The sequence below is a fragment of the Ponticaulis sp. genome (assembly GCF_029210165.1).
Lineage (GTDB): Bacteria > Pseudomonadota > Alphaproteobacteria > Caulobacterales > Hyphomonadaceae > Ponticaulis.
The window spans coordinates 2,445,120-2,461,870 of record NZ_JARGNT010000001.1 but is presented as its reverse complement, the minus strand read 5'-3'; the positions used below and the strand labels follow the sequence as shown (position 1 = coordinate 2,461,870).

Annotated in this window: 14 protein-coding genes; 8 read left to right on the top strand and 6 right to left on the bottom strand. The window is 55.1% G+C overall.

The window, feature by feature from the left end; genetic code table 11:
• Both cysD and cysN read left to right on the top strand, forming a co-directional pair.
• Positions 1-903, top strand: coding sequence for a sulfate adenylyltransferase subunit CysD (gene cysD, locus P1U45_RS11945; protein ID WP_301059269.1), 903 nt, complete (start codon positions 1-3; stop codon positions 901-903).
• Between the two features lies 1 nt (position 904).
• Positions 905-2,809 (top strand): sulfate adenylyltransferase subunit CysN, encoded by a 1,905-nt coding sequence (cysN, locus tag P1U45_RS11940; protein WP_301059268.1) that lies wholly within the window; start codon positions 905-907, stop codon positions 2,807-2,809.
• A gap of 60 nt (positions 2,810-2,869) precedes the next feature.
• Here the strand turns inward: cysN and P1U45_RS11935 are convergent, their stop codons facing one another.
• A complete protein-coding gene (locus P1U45_RS11935; RefSeq protein WP_301059267.1) occupies positions 2,870-3,469 on the bottom strand; it encodes a TetR/AcrR family transcriptional regulator in 600 nt (199 codons plus the stop codon).
• Between the two features lie 112 nt (positions 3,470-3,581).
• Between P1U45_RS11935 and P1U45_RS11930 the strand changes: the two genes are divergently transcribed.
• From P1U45_RS11930 to P1U45_RS11915, 4 genes are all read left to right on the top strand, one after another.
• Complete coding sequence (locus P1U45_RS11930) at positions 3,582-4,790, top strand: efflux RND transporter periplasmic adaptor subunit (protein WP_301059266.1); 1,209 nt, start codon at positions 3,582-3,584, stop codon at positions 4,788-4,790.
• Positions 4,791-4,805: 15 nt separating this feature from the next.
• Positions 4,806-7,946 (top strand): efflux RND transporter permease subunit, encoded by a 3,141-nt coding sequence (locus P1U45_RS11925; RefSeq protein ID WP_301059265.1) that lies wholly within the window; start codon positions 4,806-4,808, stop codon positions 7,944-7,946.
• Positions 7,946-9,352: a TolC family protein gene (locus P1U45_RS11920; protein WP_301059264.1), complete on the top strand. Its 1,407-nt coding sequence runs from the start codon at positions 7,946-7,948 to the stop codon at positions 9,350-9,352. The genes P1U45_RS11925 and P1U45_RS11920 overlap by 1 nt, the downstream gene beginning before the upstream one ends.
• Before the next feature lie 109 nt (positions 9,353-9,461).
• Positions 9,462-10,598 (top strand): zinc-binding dehydrogenase, encoded by a 1,137-nt coding sequence (locus tag P1U45_RS11915; RefSeq protein ID WP_293609445.1) that lies wholly within the window; start codon positions 9,462-9,464, stop codon positions 10,596-10,598.
• A 56-nt stretch (positions 10,599-10,654) separates the two neighbouring features.
• Here the strand turns inward: P1U45_RS11915 and P1U45_RS11910 are convergent, their stop codons facing one another.
• On the bottom strand, positions 10,655-11,392 hold the full coding sequence (locus tag P1U45_RS11910) for a DUF481 domain-containing protein (RefSeq protein ID WP_301059263.1): 738 nt from the start codon (positions 11,390-11,392) through the stop codon (positions 10,655-10,657).
• A 102-nt stretch (positions 11,393-11,494) separates the two neighbouring features.
• Positions 11,495-12,271 (bottom strand): phosphoadenylyl-sulfate reductase, encoded by a 777-nt coding sequence (locus tag P1U45_RS11905; RefSeq protein ID WP_301059262.1) that lies wholly within the window; start codon positions 12,269-12,271, stop codon positions 11,495-11,497.
• Between the two features lie 294 nt (positions 12,272-12,565).
• On the opposite strand from P1U45_RS11905, the gene P1U45_RS11900 reads away from it, so the two are divergent.
• Entirely contained in the window at positions 12,566-12,763 is a 198-nt protein-coding gene (locus tag P1U45_RS11900; protein WP_293617474.1) for a hypothetical protein, read from the top strand.
• On the opposite strand, the gene gatB is transcribed toward P1U45_RS11900, so the two are convergent.
• The 3 genes from gatB to P1U45_RS11885 form a co-directional block, all read right to left on the bottom strand.
• Entirely contained in the window at positions 12,760-14,277 is a 1,518-nt protein-coding gene (gene gatB / locus P1U45_RS11895) for an Asp-tRNA(Asn)/Glu-tRNA(Gln) amidotransferase subunit GatB (protein WP_301059261.1), read from the bottom strand. The genes P1U45_RS11900 and gatB overlap by 4 nt on opposite strands.
• A 107-nt stretch (positions 14,278-14,384) precedes the next feature.
• Complete coding sequence (locus tag P1U45_RS11890) at positions 14,385-15,170, bottom strand: sulfite exporter TauE/SafE family protein (RefSeq protein WP_293609441.1); 786 nt, start codon at positions 15,168-15,170, stop codon at positions 14,385-14,387.
• A 2-nt stretch (positions 15,171-15,172) separates the two neighbouring features.
• Positions 15,173-15,706, bottom strand: a complete 534-nt coding sequence (locus P1U45_RS11885) for a rhodanese family protein (protein ID WP_301059260.1) — start codon at positions 15,704-15,706, stop codon at positions 15,173-15,175.
• 169 nt (positions 15,707-15,875) lie between these two features.
• Here P1U45_RS11885 and P1U45_RS11880 point away from each other — a divergent pair, with 169 nt between their 5' ends.
• A complete protein-coding gene (locus P1U45_RS11880; RefSeq protein WP_301059259.1) occupies positions 15,876-16,733 on the top strand; it encodes an MBL fold metallo-hydrolase in 858 nt (285 codons plus the stop codon).
• The last annotated feature ends 18 nt before the right edge of the window (positions 16,734-16,751 follow it).

Genomic DNA, 16,751 nt, shown 5'->3' with positions numbered 1-16,751 from the left:
TTGAAGAACTTAACCCACTTAGACCGCCTCGAAGCGGAGAGCATGCACATCATGCGCGAGGTTGTCGCCGACGCTGAACGTCCGGTGATGCTATATTCTGTCGGCAAGGATAGCGCGGTGATGCTGCACCTTGCCATGAAGGCATTCTATCCGAGCAAACCGCCATTTCCTCTGCTTCACGTCGATACGACGTGGAAATTCAAGGAAATGATCGAGTTCCGCGACCGTCGCGCGACGGAAACAGGCCTCGAACTTCTGGTTCACAGCAACCAGGAAGGCATTGACGAAGGCATTGGTCCCTTCTCGCACGGCTCCGCTCTGCACACGGACGTGATGAAAACCGCAGCGCTTAAACAAGCGCTCGACAAGTACAAATTTGACATCGCATTCGGTGGGGCACGACGCGATGAAGAAAAATCACGTGCGAAAGAACGTATCTGTTCTTTCCGTACAGCCGAGCACCGCTGGGATCCTAAGAACCAGCGTCCGGAACTCTGGAACCTCTACAATACCCGCATTCGTCAGGGCGAGAGCATCCGCGTGTTCCCGCTGTCGAACTGGACCGAGCTGGATATCTGGCAGTACATCCGCCGCGAGGGTATCGACATCGTTCCGCTCTATTATTCTGCGAAACGCCCGGTCGTTGAGTGGGAAGGCACACAGATCATGGTTGATGATGATCGTGTTCCTGAAGAGCTCCGCAAGACAGCTGTCGAAAAGTCCGTTCGTTTCCGTACACTCGGCTGTTACCCGCTGACGGGCGCTGTCGAAAGTGAAGCTGACACTCTGGAAGAAATCATTCAGGAAATGCTCCTGACCAAGTCGTCCGAACGTCAGGGCCGTGTAATCGACCGTGACCAGTCCGGTTCGATGGAGAAGAAAAAACAAGAAGGATACTTCTAAGATGTCCGACCAGAATTCACTCCTCGAAACCGACATTCGCGGTTACCTCGAAGCGCACGAAAACAAATCCCTTCTGCGCTTCATTACCTGCGGCTCTGTAGACGACGGCAAATCGACTCTGATCGGTCGTATGCTCTACGATTCAAAGATGATCTTCGAAGATCAGCTGGACGCGCTTGAGTCCGATTCCAAACGCGTTGGCACACAAGGCGAGAACATCGACTTCGCGCTTCTCGTTGACGGCCTCACAGCCGAACGCGAGCAAGGCATCACGATCGACGTTGCGTACCGCTTCTTCTCGACTGACAAGCGCAAGTTCATCGTCGCAGACACACCCGGTCACGTTCAGTACACACGTAATATGGCGACAGGCGCATCTACCGCGGACCTTGCTATCCTGCTGATTGACGCCCGCCGCGGTGTACTCGAACAGACACGCCGTCACGCCTTCATCGCGTCTTCTCTTGGCATTCGCAAACTGGTTCTCGCCATCAACAAGATGGACCTGCAGAACTACGAGCAGTCCGTCTTCGACGACATTGAAAGCGATTTCATCGAGTTTGCCGAAGAACTGGCAACCGGCATCGAAATCCAGGCGATTCCGATGTCTGCGCTCGAAGGCACAAACATCACGACCAAATCTGACCAGACACCTTGGTATGATGGCCCGTCTCTCATGGAATACCTCGAGACTGTTCCCGTCGACGATGACCGCCTCAACGCACCATTCCGTCTACCAGTCCAGTATGTGAACCGCCCGAACCTCGACTTTCGTGGTTTCTCAGGTCAGATTCCGTCCGGGTCTGTCAAAGTTGGCGACCGTGTGAAGACGCTTCCTTCTGCGAAGGAAACAACGGTTACGCGCATTCTGTCCGGCGATCAGGACGTTCAGGAAGCTACGGCTGGCGAGTCCGTCACTGTCTGTTTCGCAGACGAAGTCGACACGTCCCGCGGCGACCTGATTTGTACAGCGGAGTCTCCGGCTCAGGTTGCTGACCAGTTTCAGGCGCGCATCTTCTGGATGGCCGACGACAAAATGCTTCCGGGCCGTCGTTACCTCATGAAGATCGGCTCCAAGACGGTCACAGCACAGGTTAACGAAACTAAGTACCGCATTGAGATGTCAGACCTGCAGGACCGCCCTGCCCGTGATCTGTCGCTCAATGAAGTCGGCGTTTGTACCCTGTCGCTCGATCAGGCCATTCCGTTCGACCCTTATAACGAAATCCGCGAAACTGGCGGCTTCATTCTGATCGACCGCCTGAACAACAACACTGTTGGCATGGGCATGATTGACTTTGCGCTTCGTCGCGCAGGCAACATCCACTGGCAATCTGTTGATGTAAACAAAGAGGCGCACTCGGCTCAGAAAAACCAGAAGCCAGCTGTACTGTGGTTCACTGGTCTGTCCGGCTCCGGTAAGTCGACCATCGCGAACGCGCTTCAGAAGCGCCTCTACTCGATCGACCGTCACACTTACCTGCTCGATGGCGACAATGTGCGTCACGGCCTGAACCGTGACCTTGGCTTCACAGACGCTGACCGTGTGGAAAACATCCGCCGTGTCTCCGAAGTGTCGAAGCTCATGGTCGACGCTGGTCTGATCACACTTGTGTCCTTCATCTCTCCATTCCGTTCCGAGCGCCGCATGGCCCGCAACATGGTGGAAGATGGCGAGTTTGTGGAAGTGTTCGTCAACACGCCGCTCAACGTAGCTGAGGAGCGTGACGTGAAGGGCCTCTACAAGCGTGCACGCGAAGGCAAGATCAAGAACTTCACAGGTATTGATAGCCCTTACGAGCCGCCAACAGAGCCAGAGATCGAGATCGACACAACGAAAGTAAGCGCTGACGAAGCGGCTGAAATCATCGTCGACTGGATGAAAGAACGCGGCATGCTCGGCTAGAGTGGTGTCTTCGACCTAAAGGAAAGCCCGGCTTGATCGCCGGGCTTTTTTTTATTACCACTATGCAGCCTCTGAAAACTCTTCGATTAGAGACGCCAGCGTCGTCCGAAGCAGTGTCTCGGTGATCGCTGTCACCCTTTCCGGATTCCGAGAGTAACGGCTGGTAATTCCCAGCAATAATGTCATGAGCGAATCGACCAGTTGTTCCAGGTTTTTCACCTGTAACTTCGGCTCCAGAACCTCACACAGTTTAGACCGCACGCGCTCATCGTTATCGAGCATTCGCTTGCGCACTTGTTCGTTCCGATGCCCCTCTGCGACAATTTCAGCATCAAGGCTCGTCTGGAAGGGAGAAATCTTCTGCGTTATCGCGCCTACAATATGATCGATAAAGTGGTCTTTGAACGAATCTATCGGCAGTCGTTCCAGTTGTCCGATGCGAACCATCGCTTCATCACTTTCGCGTTCCACGATCGCCAGAATAATGGCCTGTTTGTTCGCAAAATAATGATAGATGTGCCCTGTGCTCATGCCTGATCGCTTCGCGACTTCTGCCATGCCCGCGCCATGAAATCCCTTTTCAACAAAACAATGTGCGGCAGCGTCCAGAATCTGGTTCTGCCTGAGCGATTTGCGCGAAATCGGATTATTGTAGCTCACTACACTAAACTTTCTGTGATCCTATGGAAATTCCCTTGACGCTGGGATAGGCTGAACAATATTAGAACGATCATTCTAAAACTCAACGGGTAAGTCGGAAAGTCGCTGAAGCATGCAATTAAACGCCTCCGCTACGAAGCGTAGCCAATTCACAGCTGGCATCGCCCTCGTCTCAACCGCGCTTTTCCTTTCCGCATGTGGTGGCGACCACGGCTCAGAACCTGCTCAAAGCGCTGGCGCCGCTCAACAAATGGCAGCCGCCGTTGGCGTGATTGAACTACGGTCTGAAGAAGTCCAAAGCGTACGTGAGCTCACAGGCCGCGCGCGAGCCTTTGCCGAGGCAGAAATACGTCCGCAAGTGACCGGCCTCATACAGCGACGTCTCTTCACCGAAGGTCAGGCTGTCGAAGAAGGCGAAGCGCTTTACCAGATTGACCCTGCTGAATACCGCGCTGAAGTCCGGAGCGCGCAAGCTGCTTTGCGAGGTGCGGAAGCGAGTGCTGCTGCTGCACGCGAAACTGCGGAACGGTTTGAACGTCTGGCGGAAATCAATGCGGTCAGTCGTCAGGATTATGATAACGCGGTTGCAGATATGGAACGGGCCGAAGCTGACATCGGCATACGCGAGGCAGCTCTTGCACGGGCACAGATTGACCTTGAACGCACGACTGTTCGCAGCCCGATTAGTGGTCAGATCGGTCGCTCAAACGTCACGCAAGGTGCGCTCGTGACAGCAAACCAGAGCACGTCTCTTGCGCGTGTTCTCCAGCTTGATCCGATCTATGTCGACTTGACCACAGCAAGTACAGAACTGCTCCGATGGAAACAGGATGTCGCTTCAGGCTCTATCTCCAATATTGAGAACAGCAATGTGCCTGTGACAATCATTCTGGAGAACGGCTCGGAGTTCCCTGAAACCGGACAGCTCGGCTTTAGCGAAGTCAACGTTGATGAAGCGGCGGGTACCGTTATCGTACGCGCGGTCGTCCCAAACCCTGATGGCCTGCTGCTTCCTGGCATGTTTGTCACTGCGAGCTTCTCTGCAGGGTCATATGACCGCGTCTTTGTAATTCCGCAGCGCGCTCTGCAGCGCACACCACGTGGCGATGGCTACGTTTACGTCGTTGACGAGAACAATACAGCTCAGTCTCGCACTGTTTCCATCCTCGAATCTCAAGGTTCGAACTGGGTCGTGACGGAAGGTCTGGAGGATGGCGACCAGCTCATTGTCAGCGGACTTCAGTCCGTTCGCAATGGCGCACCGGTTCGCGTCACTTCGCGCAATGGCGAGCCAACCGCACAACCGGCCGGCGCGCAGTAAAAGGGGAAGATCTCAATGGCTCGTTTCTTCATTGATCGCCCCGTATTCGCGTGGGTGATATCAATCCTGATCATGCTCGCAGGCGTCTTTTCGCTGCGCATGCTTCCGGTGGCGCAGTATCCGGATATTGCGCCTACCACGATCAACATTACCGCATTCTATCCTGGCGCATCGGCCGAGGCTGTTGAGGACTCTGTTACGCAGGTCATCGAGCAGCGAATGACCGGTCTGGATGGACTGGAGAACATCACGTCCTCGTCCAGTTCCTCTGGTGCGAGTTCAATCACGCTGACCTTTGAAACTGGTACCGACCCTGACATTGCGCAGGTTCAGGTCCAGAACAAACTTTCCCTCGCCACGCCATTGCTTCCGCAGCCGGTACAGCGACAGGGCGTCAGCGTGAACAAAGCATCCGACGGCTTCGCACTGATTACCGCGATTTACTCTTCCACGGGTGATTACAACCGCGACGACCTTGGCGACTTCATCTACGCCAATATGTACGACGCAATTGGCCGCGTAGATGGCGTCGGCAATGTCCGTGTCTTCGGTTCCCAGTACGCCATGCGCATCTGGCTCGACCCGCTGAGCCTTGCTCAATACCAGCTGATGCCAAGCGATATCACAAACGCAATTCAGGCGCAGAACGCTCAGGTCTCATCCGGTTCCGTGGGCGCAATGCCGGCCGAGCCCGGACAGGAAATTACGGCTACCATTACGCTGCAATCCCTGCTGACAACCACGGATGAGTTTGAAGACCTTCTGATCCTTACAACGGCTGAAGGCCGCTCCGTTCGGTTGGGCGACGTTGCACGCGTCGAGCTCGGCGCCGAGACCTATGACGCCGTCTCCCGATACAATGGTCAGCCTGCGTCCGGCTTTGCGGTCACTGTCGCGACCGGCGCCAATGCACTCGATACTGTGGACGCGGTGAAAGCGGAAGTGGAACGCCTGTCTCGCGCCTTCCCTGAAGGCGTGGATTACGCATTCGCGGTAGATACATCTCCATTCATCGAGACCTCTATTCACGAGGTTCAGAAGACACTTATCGAAGCAGTTTTCCTCGTCTTCTTCGTGATCCTCATCTTCCTGCAAAGCCTGCGCGCAAGCTTTGTACCGATGATTGCCGTCCCTGTCGTTCTACTCGGCACGTTCGCTGTGCTCTATGTGCTCGGTTTCTCGATCAACGTGCTGACCATGTTCGCTATGGTACTCGCGATCGGCTTGCTCGTGGACGATGCGATCGTTGTCGTTGAGAACGTCGAGAGGGTGATGCATGACGACAAACTCTCGCCACTGGAGGCGACGAGAAAGTCGATGGACCAGATCACGGGCGCCCTGATCGGTATCGCCGTTGTGCTCTCTGCGGTGTTCGTCCCTATGGCGTTTTTCCCGGGTGCTGCGGGCGTCATCTACCGCCAGTTCTCCGTCACGATCGTGGCGGCGATGGCTCTGTCAGTTCTTGTTGCTCTGATTCTGTCGCCAGCGCTCTGCGCCACAATTCTGAAGCCAAAAGGCGCAGACAAAGGCGGCATTCTCGGCGCACCGGCCCGGATATTCAATAACGGCTTTGATCGTCTTCGAAGCGTTTTCGAGGGCGCTGTTAGCCGGATGATTCGTCGCAAGATCATCTTCTTCGGCGTCTTCCTCATCATTGTGGGCATTGTTGGCGCTGGCTTCACCCGCCTGCCGACCTCCTTCGTACCCGAAGAAGATCAGGGCCAGTTCCTCACCTTCGTGACACTGCCTCAAGGCGCCAGTGTTGAGCGGACCTTCGATGTCGTGAACAACATTTATGATCACTACGCCGAAACCGAGGAAGAACTTATCGATGGCGCGTTCGCACTTGCTGGTTTCAACCCTGCCATGGGCGCAGGTCAGAACCTTGGTGTTATTTTCGCCTCTCTCCAACCATGGGACGAGCGGAAGCAGGAAGACCAATCCGTATTCGCGCTCACACAGCGTGCCAGCGGCTATCTGTTCGGCCTGAACGAAGCCCGTGCATTCGCCGTCGCACCGCCGCCGATCCGCGCCTTCGGTACATCCAGCGGCTTCAACCTGTATATTCAGGATGTTGGCGGCGTAGGTCACGATACGCTCGTCGAAGCACAGAACATGCTGCTCGGCATGGCCAATCAGGATCCGCTGCTAACCAGCGTCCGTCCGAACGGTCAGGCTGACATGCCAGAACTGAATGTCGACATTGACTATCAAAAGGCACAAGCGCTCGGCATTTCACTGTCGGATGTTACAAACCTGATGTCCGTGGCATTTGGTGGTCGTTATGTGAACGACTTCATCGATCGCGAGCGTATCAAACGCGTCTATGTTCAGGGCGATGCACCTTACCGCATGCAGCCGGAAGATATTGGCGACTGGCAGCTTCGTAACAACCAGGGCCAGATGATCCCTCTGGACGAGATCGCGACGTCCTCATGGGCGTACGGCCCGCCACAACTGACGCGCTATAATGGTATGCCTGCCCTTAATATTCAGGGCGCTCCGGCCGCCGGGGTTAGCTCCGGCGACGCAATGGACCGTGTAGAACAACTGATCAGCCAGCTTCCGGAGGGCATCAGCTTTCAGTGGGCAGGTTTGAGTGAACAGGAACGTGAGTCAGGCAATCAGGCCCTGATGCTCTACATCGTCTCAATCCTGTTCGTATTCCTTTGCCTCGCAGCGCTGTACGAAAGCTGGGTTGTTCCTGTTGCCGTTCTTCTCGTGGCACCACTCGGTGTAGGCGGTGCAGTGCTGGCCGCCCACTTCGGAGGCCTTGCAAACGATGTGTTCTTCCAGGTCGGTCTTCTGACAACGGTCGGACTGGCGTCTAAAAACGCTATCCTGATCGTCGAGTTCGCCAAAGCGCTCGAAGAGGAAGGCAAGGAGCTCGTCGCAGCGACGATGGAGGCGGTGAAAATGCGTTTCCGTCCGATCCTGATGACATCCTTCGCGTTCGGCTTCGGTGTCTTGCCGCTCGTGCTCAGCTCGGGTGCTGGCGCTGGCGCACGCATCGCTATTGGTACGACCGTTCTGGGCGGTATTATCTTCGCGACTCTTTTCGGTCTGGTATTTGCGCCGCTCTTCTACGTGATTGTACGTAAAGTGACGGGTGCAAAGCCACTCTATAAAGGTCCACAGTCTGAGGAGGCTGCGTAATGGCTTCGCGTCATCTGAAAATTGCACTTCTGGCCGGCAGCCTCTCGGTTACCGGCTGCGCAAATCTGGCTCCGCTGTACCAGCAACCGGAAACAACCATCCCAGTGGAGATTCCGAGCGCACCAACAGGGATCGCCATCGATTCTCCACTTGCGTGGGACCAGGTTTTTCTATCCGAGAATCTGCGTGACCTGATCGGGATCGCTCTGGAAGAGAACCGCGACCTTCGTATTACGGCCTCAAACATCGAGATCGCGCGTGCACAGTACAATATCGCGCAATCATCTCTCCTGCCGAATGCGTCGATCAGCGGAAACCTGACCGAGGGCAGTCGCTTCGACGGCTCAGGCGCGAACACGTCGGCCTTCCGCGATTCCGCACTATTCCAGCTTGGCGTCACCGGGTTTGAGCTCGATTTCTTCAGCCGGGTACGAAATCAGAATGAAGCGGCATTCCAGAGCTATCTGGCTACCGTCGAAGGCGAACGTGCAGCACGTATCGCGCTGATCGCATCGGTAGCCGAACTCTGGGTACGCCTCGCAACGGATCGCGAGCTGCTCGCGCTTGCCGAAGACACGGTCGATATCCAGTCTGACTCTCTGTCGCTCACGCAGGAACTACTAAGCGCAGGCGTCGCGACGGAACTTGATACACGCCGCGCATCCGCCAGCGTGGAAAATGCCCGCGCGCAGGCCGCTCAGTTCGAAGCCCAGATCAGACAGGACCTGAACGCGCTGCGCCTCGTCGTCGGGACAGAGCTTCCATCATACATCGAAGGCTCCGCTGCCCTGACACCATCACCTGTCGAGCTTCTTGTGCCGGGTAACATTTCGTCAGAGGTGCTGCTAAACCGCCCTGATGTCATGGCAGCCGAACGAAACCTCGTAGCAGCAAATGCCAATATCGGCTCGGCGCGCGCCGCGCTTTTCCCTTCAATCAGCCTTTCCGGCCGCGTTGGATATTCGAGCAGCGACCTTGAGAACTTCTTCTCAAATGATGTAGCCGGCTGGACCTTCGGCCCGTCACTTGACCTGCCAATCTTTGACTATGGCGCCCGTCAGAACCGGATTGCCGTGACTGAAGCACAACAGGAACAGGCCGTCGCCCGTTACCAGCTCGCCATCCAGACAGCGTTCAGAGAGACAGCTGATGCGCTTGCCATTACCGAGACGATCGATACCCGACTCAACGCACTCGAACGCCTCTCAGAAGCCGCTGACGTGACGCTCAATCTATCGCAAGAGCGGTTCCGCGTTGGCGTAGACGACTATCTGTCGGTACTCGATGCACAGCGTGAGGATTATTCAGCCCGTCAGCAGCTCATTCTGGCGCGTCGGGATCGTGCGTTAAATGCCATCGCGCTTTACCGCGCGCTTGGCGCAGCGCCTTCTGCAGAAAGCGAATAACCTAAACGCGTTTTATTTCTCACAGTTATTTGATTAAGGGTGACGCACCCGAAATATGACTGTACCCAAGACTTCATAATTTATTCAAATGAAGTCTTGGGAGAAATTCATGACAAACCTACCTGGCACCGGTCTTCAGGTCCGCACACACATCAAACCTGAAGGCGTACTCGAACTCTCACTTGCAGAAGTCGAAGTCGCAGCACCAGGCTCGGATGAAGTTGTCGTTCGCGTAGAAGCCGCTCCGGTAAATCCGTCAGACCTCGGCCTGCTGATCGGCCCTGCAGACTTGTCTACAGCACGCGCAGGCGGCACAGCGGACAACCCAACCCTGATCGCAGACATTTCCCCTGCTGGCATGCGCGCCATGGGCGCCCGCATGGACGAGTCCCTGCCTGTCGGCAACGAAGGCGCTGGCGTCGTTATCGCTGCTGGCGACTCACCTGCTGCACAAGCGCTTCTTGGTAAGACTGTCGCGTGCCTTGGCGGCGAAATGTACTCGCAATACCGCAAGCTCCACGTCTCACAGTGCCTGCTGCTGCCAGACGGTACATCTGCACGTGACGGCGCATCGTGCTTCGTGAACCCGCTGACCGCCCTCTCCTTCCCTGAGACCATGCGTATGGAAGGCCATAAGGCGCTCGTTCATACTGCTGCGGCATCCAACCTCGGCCAGATGCTCAACAAGATCTGTATCGAAGACGGCGTCGATGTCGTGAACATCGTCCGCAAGGAAGAACAGGCTGAAATCCTTCGCAAGATCGGCGCGAAGTACATCGTGAACTCGTCTTCAGAAACTTTCATGGAAGACCTGATCGATGCGCTCGCTGCTACAGGCGCGACACTCGGCTTTGACGCGATTGGTGGCGGCTCACTCGCAGGCCAGATCCTCATCGCGATGGAAGCTGCAATCAACCGGACGGCTAAAGAATACAGCCGCTACGGTTCAGCGACCCATAAGCAGGTTTACATCTATGGCCGCCTCGACGTAAGCCAGACTGTTCTGCCTGCAAGCGTCGGCATGGCATGGGGCGTTGGCGGTTATCTTCTCACACCATTCCTGCAAAAGGTTGGCGCAGAAGCACGCGAACGCATGCGTCAGCGCGTCATTGCAGGCCTTCAGACAACGTTTGCGAGCCATTATAGCGACGAAATCTCTATGAAGGACCTTCTCAACCCGGATGTTGCCCGGGCGTACAACGCCAAGGCGACCGGTGAGAAATATCTGGTCAATCCGACACTCTAAAAAACGAAAGAGGGCTCCCTGGAGCCCTCTTTTTTTTGCTTGATTATCAGCGCGATCTAGCCGCCGAAATTATAGACCAGAGACACTTTGGTCGTTGTGTCTGTAGATTCAAAACCTGGACGCGGGTCCGTGTCGTGACGCACATCAAAAGAGACACGGGCAGATAGTGCATCCGTCAGCCCTGCAGTAAGCGCCGCGACGTTCTGCATCTGTGTGGTATCTTCAGACGCAATCGCGCTTGTTGTGTTAGAAAAGCTCACATTCTCATTGAAGCTATAGCTCAGCGTAGAGTTTGCGAGGAAGGAAACGGACTCGCGTGTTTCGCCAGCTGTTGTAACAACGCCGCCGGAGGACACTTCGCGGATCTCATCCACTTTGAAGCCCGGGCCACTGCGCACGGACCATGTCAGGTCTTCGCTGTCGAAAATATCATAGCCGAGGCCACCACCGACGAACAGACGGCTATCATACGCAGAGAACTCATCCGATTCGTACTGCCCCTGCGCGAAGCCGAACATCCGATCTGTCATCTGCACGTCGACATTACCAGCAATTTGAAAACGGTTCTGGGTCTCCAGACCATCAGTCTCGCCATAGTCAGCGGATGCCACGATGCCTTGAGACCAACGTCCTTGGGTGTATTCCATATCCACGCCCAGACCGAGCTGTGTCGTGTCTGTGTTACCGGAAGAGGTCGATGCGCTGAAAGACCCTTCTCCGCTCCAGCCTTCTTCCTGCGCCATAGCTGGCGTTGCCATAAGAGCGAGAGTTGCCGCAAAAACCGATAAACGCATCACATACCTTTCAAATCATAGTGCTTCCGACTCAGCAGGTAGGTCTTTAGCGCATGAATGAAAGGTATGCCCAGTAAAGAATTCAGCGGATGGACGAAGCGATTACGCGCGCTCGGTCGTATCAATCAATCGCGTACGAACAACTTTACCATCAGCGGTGATGTGGATACCGCATTCAGTTTTTTCGCTTTCTCTCCAACGCCCTGCACGCGGGTCCTCACCCTCTGCCACAGGAGTGGTGCACGTCGAGCAGCCGATGGATTTATAGCCCTGCGCTTCCAGCGGATGGCGTGGCAGGTCATGTTCGCGGAAATAAGTCTGCAGGTCGGTTGGCGACCAGTTCGCAAGCGGATTGACCTTCACCTTACCCGTTGTGTCCAGTTCGAAGATCGGCAGGTCTTCGCGATCGGTATTCTGATAGCGCTTACGACCTGTAATCCACGCGTCGAAGTCATCCATAGCGACTTCGAGCGGGCGCACTTTACGAAGGGCACAGCATGCGTCGAAATCCTCGATATGAAGCGTCTTGGACGGATCTTCAGAGGCGACTTCTTCGGCGCGCGGGCGAACGATGCGCACATCGCGCAGTCCCAGACGCTCGATCAGCTCGTCGCGATAGGCAATCGTTTCAGGGAAGTGCATGCCCGTGTCGAGGAACAGTACCGGCGCCGCTTTGTAAACGCGGGACACAAGGTGCAGCAAAACGGCAGATTCCGTACCGAATGAGGAGCTGACTGCAATACGCCCTGGAAACTCTTCCAGAAGCGCAAGGCGCAGAACGCGCTCGGCCTGAATTGTCCGCCAGCGAGCGTTAAGGCTCGCTACACGTTCTTTTGTGCTTTCACCGTTAAGGGCTGCGCTGATTTTTTCCTGCACCATGGCGTCGTCACTACTTTCGTCTTCAGAGCGCACGGCGCCTGCCGTACCCCCGTCAGTGTTGCTTACAGGTGCAATATGTCGACGAACCCCTCGGAGATGAACGCCTCAATTCATAAGCCTTGCTTTAGTTTTTCTATTCGAAACGCATTGATAGGTCAGCGCCGCCCTTAGAAAGGAAGCGTTAACCCTAACGAAACTCTGACAGGAAAACTCAAACTCGAGCCGACGGCTCCACACCACGTTAGCGGCGAGAAGTTAACATGAAGGCTGAAACATCAGGTGTGGAGTTCAGACATGGAAAACGCTTTTCCGCGGCTCGTTATTTCAAACAGGGAGTCTGAGGAAGAACATCTGGACGAGTGGATCCCCGAGGTTCCACGTCGCCCACTATATTCGCAGAATTATGTGACTGCGTTGCTCGGGCCCTTCGACGAAGCCGAAGAGCGCCGATCACAGATCAGAATGATCACAACCAGTCAGGAAAAAGATTAAAGGTCGAGTTTGGCCTTCAGAATCTCGTTTACCGCCTGAGGGTTAGCCTTACCCTGGCTAGCCTTCATAACCTGACCAACAAACCAGCCGAGCGCCTTCGGCTTAGCATGACCTTCAGCTTTCTGAGCCTGAACCTGCTCAACCTGAGCCGGATTAGCTGCGATGATATCGTCCACGATTTTCTCAATCGCGCCGGTATCAGAAACCTGCTTCAGGCCTTCTTTCTCAACGATGGCAGCTGGTGCGCCCTCACCGTCCCAGACTTTCTCGAAGACAGTCTTGGCAATCTTGCCGGAAATCTCGCCTGACTTGATCAGGTCAAGCAGCTCACCCAGGTGTTCTGCGCTGACCGGGCTTTCAGCGATTGTCAGGTCTTCCTTGTTGAGACGACCGAACAGTTCGTTCGCGACCCAGTTCACGGCCATTTTACCGTCACGGCCTTTGGCAACCGCTTCGAAATAGTCCGCCTTGTCATAATCAGCAGCAAGAACAGCAGCGTCATAGGCTTTCAGACCGTAGTCATCCATGAAGCGTTGCTTCTTCTGGTCTGGCAGCTCCGGCAGCGTAGCGCGGATCTCTTCCACCCATGCCTGATCGATTTCCAGCGGAAGCAGATCCGGATCAGGGAAATAGCGATAATCGTGCGCATCTTCCTTAGAGCGCATGGACCGTGTTTCGCCTGTCGTCGTGTCGAACAGAATTGTTTCCTGATCAACCTTACCGCCGCGCTCGATCTTTTCGACCTGATCACGCGCTTCGAACTCAATCGCCTGCTGAATGAAGCGGAAAGAGTTCATGTTCTTGATTTCACGACGTGTGCCGAGGAAACCAAAATCACCGGTTTCCTTGAACTTCGCATAGTTTCCGACCTTACAGACAGACACGTTTACGTCTGCACGAAGGTTACCCTTCTCCATGTCGCCGTCGCTGGAACCCAGCGCAACAACGATGGCACGAAGCTTTTTAAGGTAAGCAGCAGCCTCACCCGGTGAGCGGATGTCCGGCTTGGAAACGATCTCCATGAGCGCGACGCCAGACCGGTTCAGGTCAACATAAGTCGCGTTCGGGTCCAGATCGTGGATGGACTTACCCGCGTCCTGCTCGAGGTGCAGACGCTCAATGCCAACAACGAAGGAATAGCCGTCTTCGGCTTCAACTTCGATCTCGCCCTCACCCACGATCGGGTATTGGAACTGGGAAATCTGATAGCCCTGCGGAAGGTCCGGATAGAAATAGTTCTTACGGTCAAAGCGGGACCAAAGATTGATCTTCGCATTCAGACCAAGACCCGTACGAACCGCCTGCTCAACGCAGCCGCGGTTGATGACCGGCAGCATGCCAGGCATGGCGGCGTCGACGAGGCTGACATTGCAGTTCGGGTCTGCACCGAATTTCGTTGGCGCGCCGGAAAACAGCTTGGAATTCGTCGCGACCTGCGCGTGAACTTCCATGCCGATCACGACTTCCCAGTCACCGGTATCACCTTCAATAATGTAGCTCGTACGATCGGTCATTCTTGGTCTCAGATATCTGAATCAATAACGTGTGTTTTTAAGCACAGCTTAGTAGCTGCTTCTACAAGCACATTCGATAAAGAGGAACAATCTGGAAGAAAGTCTTTTCAGATAATATGCAATGCACGAAGCGCGATATAGACCGCCACGACAATAATCAGCGCCGCAAACAGTTTCCGTCCGAGTGACAGACGGTTCGCCAACAGGCCAATCAGACGGTTACCTATAAGGCCGCCAATCAGACCACCAACCACAAGCAGCCCCGTCAGGCGGAAATCTACCCATCCGGCGAGCGCGTAATTGCCAGCCGTCGCCGTGCCGAAGATTGCCACTGAAACCAGCGACGACGCAGCCGCTGCGGTGATCGGCATGCCCGTCGCCAGCATGAGGCCGGGCACAATCAGGAAACCGCCGCCAATACCGAAGAAACCAGCCGCAAAGCCGACCAGCAGGCCTACCGGCAGAAGCTTTGCTGTGAACTGCCAGGTGATATGGACATTTGGGTCACCTTCACTGGCAGGCTTACGGAACATGGATAGGCCAATCGCCGCCATGGCGACAGAAAATGCGACGAGAAGAGACTGGCCGTCAATCATCTTCGCGATGGTCGAGCCAATAATCGAGCCGACTAAACCGGCCGCGCCAAAAACCAGCGCACAGGGCCATTTGATCCGCCCGTTCCACCAATGACCGAACAGATTGATCATGGCTGTCGCGGCAACGCCCGCAGCGGACGTACCAATCGCAAGGTGTGCATCGGTTACGCCCACAAAATAGAGGAGCAATGGCGCCGCGAGCACAGACCCGCCTCCGCCGAACACCGTCAGAAATATACCGATTACGACGCCACTCAGCGCCGCAGTCAGCAAAATATGCGGTGTCAGCTCAATCATTGTCAGCCAGCCTGTTCCTTATTCCACGGCATTATAGCCAGCAGCTTTGCCATGCCGCACCAGCCGGATACGCCAGCGAACAAAAGTCCGGCTCCAACGAAACCGCTGAGATAGACGAAACGGAAATCCATAAGTTGAGAGAGGATCACACCGATCAGAATAAGTGTGCCCGCCACCATGAAGACCTGACGCATAATGCTTGGCGGCGCGAGCTGACGTGCACGCTCCACGGAAAGACCTGCTTTCTTCCAGGCGATCAGACCGCCATCCATCAGGATCGCCTCGCCATTGGCTGCATCCGCCAGGAGGTTCGCGTTCATGCGTGTACGCATGCCTGAGCGGCAGAAAAAGACGACAGGCACATTCGACGGGTTGGAGATGCTATCCTCACCCCAGCGCGATAACGGGCAAAGCTGCGCGCCTTTAATATGCTCGCGCGTATGCTCGGGTGTTTCACGTACGTCGACCAGCACGACCTCGCCTGCGTCACGCAGTCTGACGATATCTTGTGGTGACAATTCCCGAACTGATTCCATACTTATCTCTCCCAATTCTGATCTGGTGGCGTGTTGCCAGCGTGGCTAAAATCGTCGTCTCTTTAGCATACGCTCTGAATTTAGAACCTCATTTCACCAAATCAAAATATTAGGTATTGCGTTTTTTAGAATATACTAATATTTTAGATCGAAACGCAAGGGTGAAAATATGTTTGTTCAGGGATTTTTTGACGAAGCCACGTTCACGATCACATATCTGGTCGCTGATGAGGACAGCGGCGAAGCGGTCATTATTGATCCTGTGACAGAATATGATGCTGGTCGTGCAAAGCTCGCATCCACTCCGATCGATCTCGTTCTGGATGTTGCTGCCGACAAGGGCTTCAGGATCACACGTGTTCTCGACACGCATGCGCACGCAGACCATTTGTCTGCCGCTGATTATGTGCGCCGTAAAACCGGCGCACGCTATGGCATTGGCGCACGCATTACCGAAGTTCAAACCGTCTTCAAAACGCTATTCAACGCGAAAGACGTGAACACGAATGGCGTGGTTTTTGACGATCTGTTTGCGGACGGCGAGACCTTTAAGGTTGGTAATCTGGACGCAAAAGTGATTGCAACGCCGGGCCACACGCCTGCGTGCGTGACTTATGTTATCGGCGATGCAGCTTTTGTCGGCGATACGATGTTCATGCCGGACTACGGCACGGCACGAACCGACTTTCCGGGCGGCGACGCTGGCACCCTTTATGACAGCATCCAGAAAATTCTGTCACTGCCAAAAGAGACCCGCGTCTTTGTCGGCCATGACTATCTGCCTGAAGGCCGTACCGACTATGTCTGGGAAACGACGGTTGCCGAGCAGAAGGCCAAGAACATTCACGTGCATGATGGCATTAGCCGCGAACAGTTTATCGAGATGCGCAACACGCGTGACGCAAAGCTCGCGCCGCCGCGCCTGATCATGCCGTCACTTCAGGTGAATATTCGCGCTGGCCAGCTTCCGCCTGCGGAAGACAACGGCAAGCAGTACATCAAGATTCCAGTCTCTCTTGCAGGATGAGCCCTGAAGACCTTCGGG